An 11,942-nucleotide genomic window follows, 5' to 3' on the forward strand; every position below is an offset into this window, starting at 1 on the left:
GCGCTTTCACGCTCAAACACAGGGGGTCGCCATGACGGCGCGACCCAACCAAACCGGCCTTCGGGAATTCCGGCGCCGATCAGTCGAAGGCGCTGCCGTGCAGATGCCGCAGCACGCCGCTTCGGCGCAGGCCAGCGACCAGTACGGCCCCGGCCAGCGCCATGGCAAGGATGGTGGCCAGGAACGCAGCCACGGCGAAGGCGCCGCCTGGGATGCCGCTGGCATCGGTGACGCTGGCGACCACGGCCGTTCCGCCAAGCCAGCCCAGGGGGACCGCCACGGCGGCGACGGCAGCGCCCAGGAGGGTGAATTCCAGAACCATGGCCTGTCCCATCGGGCGCCGTCCAACCCCGAGGACATGCAGGATCGCCATCTCGTGGAGCCTCACCCTCACGCTGTTGGCGATGGCGCCCAGGAGGACGATGGCGGCCCCGCAAAGGGCGAGGACCGACAGACCGTCCAAGAGCAGACGGATCCGGTCGATGGTCGCGCGGAGCGGGCGCAGAACCTCGGCCGCGCGCACCGCGGGAGCCTGCGGGGAAACCTCCGCCATGGCGGCCTCCGCAGCGGGCACGGAAGTCGCGCCGGACCAGACGGCAACGACGAGGCTGTGCGGCGGCGCTTCGGCGGGGGGCGACAGGACGATCGGAAAATCCAATTCGAGCGTCGACCAGTCGACCTGCCGAAGATTGCCGACCGTCACGGTGAGCGGACCGCTCGCCAGGGCCAGGGTGATGGTGTCCCCCACCGCCAATCCCAGCCTGCGGGCCACCTGCGCGTCCACCGACGCGAGCGGCGGACCGCCGTAGCCCGGAGGCCACCAGGAGCCGGCCACGATCCTGTCCGTCGCGGCGGGACGGTCACGCCAGGACAGGCCCCGGTCGCCGCGCACCGCCCAGGCCACGGAACGCGGAACATCCGCCTCGGTGATGGCGGCGCCGTTGACCCGGCTGATCCGGGCGTGGAGGAACGGTGCCGTTTCCACCCGGTGAACGCCCGGCAGGACGGAGAGGCCTTCGCGCACGCGCCGATCGTCGTGCGAGGGTACGTTCATGAAGATGACGGACGGCATCCTGGCCGGAAGCGTCGCCTCGACGTGCTCGACCGCCGACGTTCCGGTCACTCCGACCGCCACCATAACGGTAAGGCCGACCCCCAGCGCAACGGCGACCGGGACCGTCGGCGCCCCCGGCCGCCCGAGGTTAGCGACGGCCAGACGGACCACCGGCCGGCGGTTGCGCGCCAGGCGGCGGGCCGCCAGCCCGATCCCATGCCCCAGGGCGGCGAAGCCGGCCGCGGCCAGCCCCGCGGCCAGGAGAAACCCGGCAACGGCGAAAGGCATGCCCGTCCACGCGGCGAGCACACCGGCAAGCGAAAGCCCGAGAACGGCGACGGCGCCGCGCGTCCGCCATCCCAACGGTTGCCGCGGTCTGTCCGCCGGACCCCGCCAGATCACGGCGGGGCTGGTTCCGACCGCGCGCGCCAGCGGCGGCAGGGCACACAGGAGCGCCGCCAGGAATCCCACCGCCGCGGACAGCAGAAGCGCCGGCGGATGGACGGCGCCGGCAGTCTCCGGCATCCAGGCGAACGGCAGCGCGCGCGCCGCTGCGGCGGCCAGAACCGCTCCACCCGCCGTGCCGATCAGGAGCGCGATGGCGACCACGCCCAGTGTCTGCATCAGGAAGGCGGTGAAGAGAAGGCGCGGCGAACTGCCCAATGCCCTCAACGCCGCGATGGTCGGCAACCGCCGGGCGAGGTGAACCGACAGCGCCCGGCTGACCCCCACGCCGCCGATCAGCAGAATCGACAGGGACACCAGAAGGAACAGCGTACGGGCGAGTTGGACCGTGCGGTCGACGCCCGGAATGCCGCCTGAGGCATCGACGATCCGCCACCCGGCATCGGGAAAGCGGCGCTCCAGGTCGCGCAGGACGGCGCCGGACCGGGCGGTCTCCGGCAGCAGCACGCGGTAATACCAGTAGACCGGCGCTCCAGGCTCCGCAAGACCGGTTTCCGCCAGAGCCCGGCGATCGATGACGACGCGCGGACCAAGGGAGAAGGCCCGGAAGGCCCGGTCCGGCTCATGCTCCAGGACGGCGCGGATCGCGACTTCGGCCGTTCCAAGCCGCAGCCTGTCCCCAACGGACAGCGTCAGCAGGTCGAGAAGGTCGGCGGAGACCGCCGCGCCCCAGAGTCCGTCCCGGCGGGCGGTGACATCGCCGAGGGATGCGGCCCCGGAGACGGAGGCCGAACCGACAAGAGGGTATTTCCCATCGATCGCCTTCAACTCGACCAGGGTCCGCGCGTCACTGCCGCCGGCGGTACTGCTGACAGCTTGGGCGACCGGTCTCATCTCCGCCGTTTCACTGACGATGCCCATCGTCTCCAGGAATGCCCGCTGCTCCGGTGTTGCCGGAGCGTGGAACAGCCGCAGGGACAGATCGCCGCCGACGGTCTCCCGTGCGGTCGCGTGCATCCCATCGAGCACGGCCCCGCTCAGGGATCCCACGGCGGCCATCATGGCGGAACCGAGCGCTATCCCCAGAACAACGATCCACAGGCCGGCGACTCCGCCCCGCAGATCCCGCCACGCCAGCCTCGACGCAACGCGCAGGAAGGTCAGCGCGACTGTCATGGGACCCCGGTCCCTCCAAGAACGGCGGTCAGCACGTTCCGAGTTGCATCGCCCATTCAAGCTCCTTGCGAAACGGGGCGCCAAAGAAGACCTTGCCACAGATCGGCGGCACCATGCAGACGATAACGATGTCGGTGGGGGAAACCGTCGCGAACCCGGGGGCCTCCACACGCGAGCTTGGTGCCCGGATCACGCGTGACGGCTGAGCCCACCGAACCGGGGCAAGATCATCCAGCGTCAGCCCGCGGGAATAGGCCGGCCAGCCGGCGTGCTGGATATCGCAGCAGAGCCTACCGCGAGGAAACTGCGCCGGAACGGGCGAATTTCAGGGTGCCGAGTCGGACCGGATCCGCAGCCGAGGCGGCCCGGGCGGCGAGTGCGGCAGCGATGAAAGCGGTGGCGGCAAGCAGGCCCGTCCGAAGCATCGAGTCACTCCCCTGGGCTTGGTCCGCGGCCCGTCACCGCAATCGCCCCGGAGAAGAGCAAGGGGCACACCATGGTCAGTTAGCCACGCAAACAGTTGGAAAGCCTGGGCCTGACCGTTCGGACCGGGCCCGTGAGCGGAGGATTTCCGCCTGCGCAGCCGGGAGCATCGGCGATCGGGACGGGCTGCGGCAGGACGACGCGCCGGCCGGAAGCTTCGCATGCCGCATACGACAAGTCATCGCGGCGCAGCGGAAAAGCGTGTAGAACTTGCTGCACCTGCGAACCAACGCAATGCCAACCAGTAGGGACAAGGAACAATGGCCGAGAGCATGGGAATCGAGACCATCGGCGTCATCGGCGCCGGACAGATGGGCAACGGCATCGCCCAGGTCTGCGCCGTCGCCGGCCTGACGGTGGTGATGACCGACATTTCCGAGGAAGCGGTGCAGCGCGGTCTGTCGACCGTCGGCGGCAGCCTGGACCGTCTGGTCAAGAAGGAGAAGATGACCGCCGCCGACCGCGAGGCGGCCCTGGCGCGCATCACCGCCACCACCGACAAGTCGAAGCTGGCCTCCTGCGATCTGGTGATCGAGGCCGCGACCGAGAACGAGGATCTGAAGGTCAAGATCCTGAAGGAACTCTGCGCGACGCTGAAGCCGGAGGCGCTGGTCGCCACCAACACCTCGTCGATCTCCATCACCAAGCTGGCGACGGCCACCGACCGTCCGGATCGCTTCATCGGCCTGCACTTCTTCAACCCGGTGCCGCTGATGGCGCTGCTGGAGATCATCCGCGGCATCCAGACCAGCGACGACACGCATGCCAAGGCGATGGCCTTCGCCAAGCGCGTCGGAAAGTCGCCGATCACCGCCAAGAACAGCCCGGGCTTCGCCGTCAACCGCATCCTCTGCCCGATGATCAATGAGGCGATCTTCGCGCTGCAGGAAGGCATCGCCACGGCCGAGGACATCGACGCCGGCATGAAGGCGGGCTGCAACCACCCGATCGGCCCGTTGGCGCTCGCCGACCTGATCGGTCTGGACACCATGCTGTCGGTGATGGAGGTCTTCTATGAGGGCTTCAACGATCCGAAGTACCGCCCGGCCCCGCTGCTGAAGGAAATGGTCGACGCCGGCTATCTCGGCCGCAAGACCGGCCGCGGCTTCTACGACTACAGCAAGTGAGATGAGGGGCCGTTAGCCCCCCGCCTACCCTCCCCCGCTGGGCGGGGGAGGGTTGGGGTGGGGTGGGAGCCTAACGACCCCTCACTGAAACTCCCCCACCGTGTGCAGGTGGTTGAGCGGCCCATGGCCGTGACCCAGCCCCGGCGCGGTCAAAATCGCCCTCTCCACATAATTCCGCGCCCGTGCCACCGCGTCGCGCGAGCAGAGTCCCTGCGCCAGGCCCGCGGCGATCGCCGAGGACAGGGTGCAGCCGGTGCCGTGGGTATGCGGGGTGTGGACACGCCGGCCCTCGAACACCGTTTCGCCATCCACCGTCAGCAGCAGGTCGTAGAGGCTGTCGTCCTCCAGGTGTCCGCCCTTCAGCAGCACCGATTTCGGACCGAAGCTCAGAATCAGCTCCGCCGCGCGGCGCATGTCGTCCAGATCGCGGATCGGCAAGTCGGTCAGCGCCTCCGCCTCCGGCAGGTTGGGCGTCACCACCTCGGCCAGCGGCAGCAGGCGCTTGCGCAGCGTCACCACGGCGTCGGGGTCGAGCAGGTGATGGCCGCTCTTGGCGATCATCACCGGATCCAGCACCAGCGGCACGTTGACCGCGCGGGCCTCATACTCCGTCGCCACCGCCTCGATGACGGGGGCGTTGGCGAGCATGCCGACCTTCACGGCGTCGGCGCCGATGTCCTCCAGCACCACCTTCATCTGCAGGGCGACGAAGGCCGGATCGACCGGCACCACGCCATAGACGCCGGTGGTGTTCTGCGCCGTCAGCGCGGCGATGGCGGTCATCCCATAGGCGCCGAGCGCGCTGACCGCCTTGATGTCGGCCTGGATGCCGGCACCGCCGCCGGAATCCGAGCCGGCGACGATCAGAACCCTGCCCTTCACCGAACCGCCCTTCATTGCGCGGCCTCCAGGCTGCGGTCGGCGCTGGCGCGGATGGCCTCGGCGATGTCGCCGACGACGCCATGGACCAGCGCCTCGTCGTCGCCCTCCGCCATCACGCGGATGACCGGTTCGGTGCCGGACTTGCGGATCAGGATGCGGCCGCTCGACGCCAGCCGCGCCTCGCCCTCCCTGATCGCCTGCTGGACGACGGCGTCCTCCAGCGGCTTGGTTCCGGCGGCGAAGCGGACGTTGGTCAGCTTCTGCGGCACCGGATCGAACACGCGGCAGACCTCGCTGGCCGAGCGGCCGTCGGCCTGGATCAGCACCGCCAGCACCTGAAGCGCGGCGATCAGCCCGTCGCCGGTGGTGGAATAGTCGGACAGCACCACATGCCCCGACTGCTCGCCGCCGACATTGTAGCCGCGCTCGCGCATCATCTCGACGACATAGCGGTCGCCCACCGGCGTGCGGGCCAGATGCAGGCCCAGCCCGCCGAGATGGCGCTCCATGCCCAGGTTGGACATCACCGTGGCGACCACGCCGCCGCCGCGCAGGGTCTGCGACCGTGCCCAGGAGGTGGCGATCAGGCTCATCAGCTGGTCGCCGTCGATGGGCCGGCCGGCCTCGTCCACCATGATCAGGCGGTCGGCGTCGCCGTCCAGCGCGACGCCCAGATGGGCGCCGTGGGCGACCACCTGCTCCTGCAGGGTCTGGGTGGCCGTGGCGCCGCAGCCCTTGTTGATGTTGGTGCCGTCGGGATTGACGCCGACCGGGATCACGTCGGCCCCCAGTTCGTACAGCACCTTGGGCGCGACCCTATAGGCGGCGCCGTTGGCGCAATCGACGACGATCTTCAGCCCGTCCAGCCGCAGGCCGCGCGGGAAGGTGTTCTTCACATATTCGATGTAGCGGCCGGTGGCATCGTCCAGCCGGCTGGCGCGGCCGAGGTCGGCGGGGCCGGCAAGTTCGGGGCCGAAGGGCAGCGCCATGCGCGCCTCGATGGCGGCCTCGACCTCGTCCGACAGCTTGTAGCCGTCGGGGCCGAACAGCTTGATGCCGTTGTCCTGGTACGGGTTGTGCGAGGCGGAGATCACGACGCCCATGTCGGCCCGGAGCGAGCGGGTCAGCATGGCGACCGCCGGGGTCGGCAGCGGGCCGACCAGCACCACGTCCATCCCCATCGAGATGAAGCCGGCGGTCAGCGCCGGTTCCAGCAGATAGCCGGACAGACGGGTGTCCTTGCCGATCACCACCCGGTGCCGGTGGTCGCCGCGGCGGAACTGCAGCGCGGTCGCCATCGCCACGCGCAGAGCCGTTTCGGCGGTCATCGGGTCGATATTGGCAGTGCCACGGATGCCGTCGGTGCCGAACAGGTGTCGCGTCATGAAAACCTCGTGCAGGAACCGTCTCCACGCCCGCATGTCGGATCGGGCGCCGGAAATGACAAGCGAAGGATGTTTCTTCGCGCGGCAGCCCAGCCGGGTCAAGCTCCCTTCGGCATCCGCGCGAAAGGGGTAAGGGCCGGATCAGCGGGGATGCAGCCCTTCCCAAAGGGCGCGGGCCTGCGCCGTTTCCGCCACGTCGTGGACCCGCAGGATCTGCGCGCCCTGATTCAGCGTCTCCAGCCCGGCGGCGAGCGAGCCGGCCAACCGCTCCTTCGGCGGCTCCTCACGCGACAGGCGGCCGATGAAGCCCTTGCGCGACAGCCCGATCAGCACCGCGCAGCCCAGCGCATGGTACAGCGCGGTGTGGCGCAGGATCTCCAGATTGTGCTCCGTCCGCTTGCCGAAGCCGATGCCGGGATCGACGGTGATGCGCTCCGCCGGCACGCCGGCCGCGACGCAGCGGGCGATCCGCTCCTCCAGCCAGTCGAACACGTCCAGCGCCGCGTCGCGGTAGGTCGGATTGGCCTGCATGGTGCCGGGCTCGCCCTGCATGTGCATCACCACCACCGGCGTGCCGCTGCGCGAGACGACCGGCAGGGCGTTCGGATCGGACAGCCCGGCGATGTCGTTGACGATGCGGGCGCCGGCCGCGGCGGCGGACTCCATCACGCTGGCGTGGCGGGTATCGACCGAGACGGCGGCTCCCTTGGCGGCGAAATGGCGGATGACCGGCAGGACGCGCCGCTCCTCCTCCTCCGGCGGGACCGGGGCGGCGCCGGGGCGGGTGGATTCGCCGCCGATGTCCAGGATGTCGGCGCCTGCGGCCAGCATCGCCTCGCCATGGGCGATTGCGGCGGCGGGATCGAGGAAGTCGCCGCCGTCGGAGAAGCTGTCCGGCGTGACGTTGACGATGCCCATGATGAGCGGCCGGTCGAGCGCCAGCCCGGCGAAGGGCGCACGGGCGCGGGTCAGGGCGCCGAGCTGGCGGTCCAGCGCCTCCGCCACGGCGCGCGACCGCTCCCAGCCCCAGGCCATGATCTCCGACAGCGGCGCGAAGGCACGGTCGATGCGGGCAGACCGGTCGCGGACGATCAGCTCGGCGGTGGAGAAGGCGAAGCGCCCGCCGGCAAGCGGCACCGCCGCCCCCTTGGCCCAGGCGGCGATGGGCATCAAGCCGACCGGCCGCAGATAGACCCGCACTCCCTCCTCCCCCGCCCAGGGGCAGAAGCCGGCCAGCGAACCGGCAGCGGATTTGGGGGCGGATTTGGGGGCGGTTTTAGGAGCGGGCTTGGCGGAAAGCGGCGGCATCGGGGGTCCCCCATCACGTCACGAACTGGCGACACCGTTCCTGGCACGCGCCCGGTGCGATGGCAAGGGGATGGCATAAGGCGGGCGCGGCCGTCCGGCCGCTTGCCTTTGCAGGCACGGGCCTGCGGGGCCGCAGTCGCGGCCCTTACCGCCGCGCCAGACCCCCCTTCAGCTTCAGCACATAGGTGATGACCTCCGCCACCGCCTGATAGTGCTGGAGCGGGATGGCGGCGTCGACCTCGGCCGAGGCGTGGAGGGCACGGGCGAGCGGCGGGTTCTCGACGATGGGAATGCCGTGCTCCTGGGCCAGCGCGCGGATGCGCAGCGCGATCAGGTCGGCGCCCTTGGCCAGGCAGATGGGGGCGGCGGTGCGGCCTCGCTCGTATTCCAGGGCCACGGCGAAATGGGTGGGATTGGTGATGACCACCGTCGCCCGCGGGACGTTCGCCATCATCCGCTTCTTGGAGCGCGAGCGGCGGATGTCGCGCAGGCGGGCCTTGGCGTGGGGATCGCCCTCGATCTGCTTGAACTCGTCCTTGATCTCCTGGTGGCTCATGCGCAGGCGGCGGCGCCATTCCAGGCGGTTCCACAACACGTCCACCACCGCCATCAGGACGGTCGCCAGCAGGACCGCCAGCAGCAGCCGCAAGGTCACGTCCCGCAGCAGCACGGGCAATCCGGCGACGTCCATGCCCACAGTATCCTCCGTCCATGCGATGTAGGGCGCCAGCGCGTACCAGGCCGCGGCGCTGATGATGCCGAGCTTAACCAGGCTCTTGACGAATTCGATCAGAGCCGGCCGCCCGGCGATCCGCTTCCAGCCGGAGGCGGGCGACAGGTGCGACCATTTCGGCCGGATGCGGTCGGATGCGAACAGAAACGGCCCCTGCCCAAGCGCAGAGAGCACCACCCCGCCCAGCAGGATGCCCAGCACCGGCAGCAGAGCCACGGCACCGCCGACGACCAGCCAATGCAGGCTGTGGATGACGTCGACGGCGCTGCCGTCGATGCGGATGTTGTCGGGGTTCTCGATCAGCGGCAGCAGCAGCGACGACAGCTGCGACGCCATGGGCGCCGCCGCCATCAGCACGATCATCCAGGCCGCGATCATGGCGGACAGCAGGCCGACGTCGCGGGCGCGGGGAACGTCGCCCTTCTCCGCCGCCTCGCGCAGGCGCTTCTCTGTCGGTTCCTCTGTCTTCTGCTCCTGGTCCTGCTCCGACATGCGTCAGGATCCCGACAGCCAGCCGCCGAGCGCGGCGACGAAGGCGGTCAGCATCGCGCCGGCGGTCAGCATGAACAGGGCCAGCCCCGCCATCAGCATGCCCGGCGTGGCGACGAAGTAGACGGGCATCGCCGGCATCACCCGGTTGACCAGCCCCAGCGCCGCATTCATCACCAGCCCGTAGAGGATGAAGGGAGCCGCCAGCCCCACCCCCAGCCGGAAGGTCGCCGCCAGCAGCTCGGCGAAGCGCTGGGCGACCATGCCGAGGTCAGGAAGCACCCCCGCCGGCCAGGAGCCGTAGGAGCGGGCCAGCGCGCCGATCATCAGGTAATGCACGTCTGACGCGAACAGCAGCGCCAGCCCGCCGATCAGCAGCACGCCCGACAGCACCGACCCGCCCTCGAACCCCGCCGCCTCCATGGCGAACGGGTTGCTCAGCCCCACCACCTGCGCCGCCAGGGCGCCGGCGGTCTGCAGGGCCGCCATGAACAGCCGCGCGCCGAGCCCCAGATAGGCGCCGACCAGCGATTCCCCGGCCAGCGCCCGCAGCATCTCCACCGGCTGGTCCGGCATCCGCTCCGGCAGGCCCTCCACCCCCGGCAGCAGCACCAGCGTGACGATGACCGCCAGCGCCGCACGCACCCGCATCGGCACCGCCGCCTCGCCGAAGCCCGGCAGCAGCCCGATGGCCGCCGCCACCCGCGCCAGCACGAGAAGGCCGCGGTAGATCTCCAGGGTGAGGAACTGGCTCAAGCCATCCATGGAGCCATCCATCGGGCTAGACCTGATCGACGGTCTTGAGCGACGCCTTGCGGTGCAGTTCGGCATGGCTCAGCACCGGCGTCATCGGGCTGACCCGCTCCAGCAGGGAACGGACGAAGGGGCGCACCTCCGCCCCCACCAGCAGGGCGGGCCAGACCTGGGACGTGGCGTGCTTCTGGATCTTCAGCCGCACCGCGGTCAGGAATTCCTGCACCTGGCTGGGCGGCATGACGAAGCGGCGGTCGTCGCCCTCCACCACGATGTGGTCGAGCAGGGCCTGCTCCCAGCGCGGGCTGAGCGCGATCACCGACACGAAGCCGTCCGGCCCGGCCAGACCCTGGTGGATCTGCTGGCCCAGCCGCATCCGCACATGTTCGGTGATGAGGGTGATGTGGCGGGTCCAGCCGACCGCCTCCGCCACCGCCTCGATGATGGCCGGCAGGTTGCGGATCGACACCCGTTCCGACAGCAGCTGCTGCAGCACGCGCTGGAGCACGACCAGCGAGATCTGGCTCGGCACCATGTCGTTGACCAGCTTCTGGTACTCGCGCCCCAGCCCGTCGATCAGCTTCTGCAAGGCGGCGAAGGTCAGCAGGGTGGACAGGTTGTCCTTGATGACCTCGGTCAGGTGGGTGGTGATGACGCTTTCCGGATCGACGACGGTGTAGCCCTTCGCCACCGCCTCCTCGTGGCGGGAGGGGTCGATCCATTTGGCCTGCAGGCCGAAGGTCGGCTCGCGCGTGGCGTCGCCGGCGATGTCGGGCACGGCGCCGCCGGTGGGGTCGATGGCCAGCAGGTGCTTGGGCCGCACCTCCCCCTTCGCCGCCTCCACCCCCATGATGCTGATGACGTAGCTCTTGGGCGGCAGGAAGCTGGAATCCTTGATGCGCACCGACGGCAGGACGAAGCCGAATTCGGTGGCGAAACGCTTGCGCAGCGTCTTCACCTTGGTGGTCAGCGGGCCGTTCTTGTTGAGGATCAGCGGGACGAGGTGGTTGCCGACCTCCACTTTCACCTCGTCGACCTTCAGCATGTCCTCCACCGCCTCCTCGGGGACGGCGGGCGGCGCCTTGCGGCTTTCCTCCAGCTTGGCGAGCGCCGCGGCGCGGGCCTTGCGGCGCGGCGCGTACCAGCCGAGCGCGGCGAAGGCCAATCCCATGACGAGGAAGGGCGCCAACGGCAGTCCCGGCATCACCGCCAGCGCCACCAGCAGGCCGGACGCCACCATCAGCGCCTTCGGATAGGCGCCCATCTGGTCGATCACCGCCTTTTCGGCGGAGCCGACGTTGCCGCCCTTGGTCACCAGCAGGCCCGCGGCCAGCGACACCACCAGCGCCGGGATCTGCGTCGCCAGCCCGTCGCCCACCGTCAGGGAGGTGTAGATCGAGGCGGCGTTCTCGAAGCTCATCCCCTTCTGGGCGATGCCGATTGCCATGCCGCCCAGCACGTTGATGATGGTGATGATCAGCCCGGCCACCGCATCGCCGCGCACGAATTTCGAGGCGCCGTCCATGGCGCCGTAGAAGGTGCTTTCGTCCTCCAGCTCCTTGCGGCGACGCCGCGCCTCGGCCTCGTCGATCATGCCGGCGGAGAGATCCGCGTCGATCGCCATCTGCTTGCCGGGAATGGCGTCCAGCGTGAAGCGGGCGCCGACCTCGGCGATGCGGGTGGCGCCCTTGGTGATGACCACGAAGTTGATCACCACCAGGATGCAGAAGATCACCACGCCGATGACGAAGTTGCCGCCCATCACGAACTGGCTGAAGCCCTGGATGACGTGGCCGGCGGCGGCGTGGCCGTTGTGCCCCTCGCTGAGGATCAGCCGGGTGGACGCGATGTTCAGCGCCAACCGCAGCATCGTCACCACCAGCAGGACGGTGGGGAAGGACGAGAAGTCCAGCGGCCGCGGAATCCACAGGGACACCATCAGCACCAGCACCGCGACCGAGATCGACAGCGCCAGCCCGAGATCGAGGAACCAGGACGGCACCGGCAGGAACAGCACCGCGAGCACCAGCAGGATGCCGACCGCGAACAGCACGTCGCGGTTCGCCAGGCCGATGTCGCCGATCAGGCCGAACCGGCTGCGGACGTGATCCGTGAGGGTCATGGAGGTCCCGACAGGTTTGTGGAGG

8 protein-coding genes are annotated in these 11,942 nt (G+C 69.8%); 1 reads left to right on the forward strand and 7 read right to left on the reverse strand.

The window, feature by feature from the left end:
• Positions 1-79: 79 nt before the first annotated feature.
• The gene (locus DM194_RS28525) at positions 80-2,635 is read right to left on the reverse strand and encodes an ABC transporter permease (RefSeq protein WP_111070522.1); all 2,556 of its coding nucleotides are present in this window, start codon (positions 2,633-2,635) and stop codon (positions 80-82) included.
• Positions 2,636-3,378: 743 nt separating this feature from the next.
• Here DM194_RS28525 and DM194_RS25930 point away from each other — a divergent pair.
• A complete protein-coding gene (locus tag DM194_RS25930) occupies positions 3,379-4,245 on the forward strand; it encodes a 3-hydroxybutyryl-CoA dehydrogenase (RefSeq protein WP_176581515.1) in 867 nt (288 codons plus the stop codon).
• Positions 4,246-4,326: 81 nt separating this feature from the next.
• Here DM194_RS25930 and thiD read toward each other — a convergent pair whose 3' ends face one another.
• The 6 genes from thiD to flhA form a co-directional block, all read right to left on the reverse strand.
• Positions 4,327-5,142, reverse strand: a complete 816-nt coding sequence (gene thiD / locus DM194_RS25935) for a bifunctional hydroxymethylpyrimidine kinase/phosphomethylpyrimidine kinase (protein WP_111070523.1) — start codon at positions 5,140-5,142, stop codon at positions 4,327-4,329.
• Positions 5,139-6,512 carry a phosphoglucosamine mutase gene (gene glmM / locus DM194_RS25940; RefSeq protein WP_111070524.1) on the reverse strand — a complete coding sequence of 458 codons (1,374 nt, stop codon included), beginning with the start codon at positions 6,510-6,512 and terminating at the stop codon, positions 5,139-5,141. Before glmM ends, thiD begins: the two co-directional genes overlap by 4 nt.
• 141 nt (positions 6,513-6,653) lie before the next feature.
• On the reverse strand, positions 6,654-7,820 hold the full coding sequence (gene folP / locus DM194_RS25945) for a dihydropteroate synthase (RefSeq protein WP_111070525.1): 1,167 nt from the start codon (positions 7,818-7,820) through the stop codon (positions 6,654-6,656).
• Positions 7,821-7,965: 145 nt separating this feature from the next.
• The gene (locus DM194_RS25950; protein WP_111070526.1) at positions 7,966-9,045 is read right to left on the reverse strand and encodes an EscU/YscU/HrcU family type III secretion system export apparatus switch protein; all 1,080 of its coding nucleotides are present in this window, start codon (positions 9,043-9,045) and stop codon (positions 7,966-7,968) included.
• Positions 9,046-9,048: 3 nt separating this feature from the next.
• Positions 9,049-9,807: a flagellar biosynthetic protein FliR gene (locus DM194_RS25955; protein WP_111070527.1), complete on the reverse strand. Its 759-nt coding sequence runs from the start codon at positions 9,805-9,807 to the stop codon at positions 9,049-9,051.
• Positions 9,808-9,823: 16 nt separating this feature from the next.
• Positions 9,824-11,917: a flagellar biosynthesis protein FlhA gene (gene flhA / locus DM194_RS25960; protein ID WP_111070528.1), complete on the reverse strand. Its 2,094-nt coding sequence runs from the start codon at positions 11,915-11,917 to the stop codon at positions 9,824-9,826.
• Between the last annotated feature and the right edge of the window lie 25 nt (positions 11,918-11,942).

It is taken from the genome of Azospirillum ramasamyi (assembly GCF_003233655.1).
GTDB lineage: Bacteria > Pseudomonadota > Alphaproteobacteria > Azospirillales > Azospirillaceae > Azospirillum > Azospirillum ramasamyi.

Bases quoted from the DNA above. Each gene is read 5' to 3' on its own strand.
- DM194_RS28525 (WP_111070522.1), bottom strand. From the start codon at position 2,635: ATGACAGTCGCGCTGACCTTCCTGCGCGTTGCGTCGAGGCTGGCGTGG.
- DM194_RS25930 (WP_176581515.1), top strand. From the start codon at position 3,379: ATGGCCGAGAGCATGGGAATCGAGACCATCGGCGTCATCGGCGCCGGA.
- thiD (WP_111070523.1), bottom strand. From the start codon at position 5,142: ATGAAGGGCGGTTCGGTGAAGGGCAGGGTTCTGATCGTCGCCGGCTCG.
- glmM (WP_111070524.1), bottom strand. From the start codon at position 6,512: ATGACGCGACACCTGTTCGGCACCGACGGCATCCGTGGCACTGCCAAT.
- folP (WP_111070525.1), bottom strand. From the start codon at position 7,820: ATGCCGCCGCTTTCCGCCAAGCCCGCTCCTAAAACCGCCCCCAAATCC.
- DM194_RS25950 (WP_111070526.1), bottom strand. From the start codon at position 9,045: ATGTCGGAGCAGGACCAGGAGCAGAAGACAGAGGAACCGACAGAGAAG.
- DM194_RS25955 (WP_111070527.1), bottom strand. From the start codon at position 9,807: ATGGATGGCTTGAGCCAGTTCCTCACCCTGGAGATCTACCGCGGCCTT.
- flhA (WP_111070528.1), bottom strand. From the start codon at position 11,917: ATGACCCTCACGGATCACGTCCGCAGCCGGTTCGGCCTGATCGGCGAC.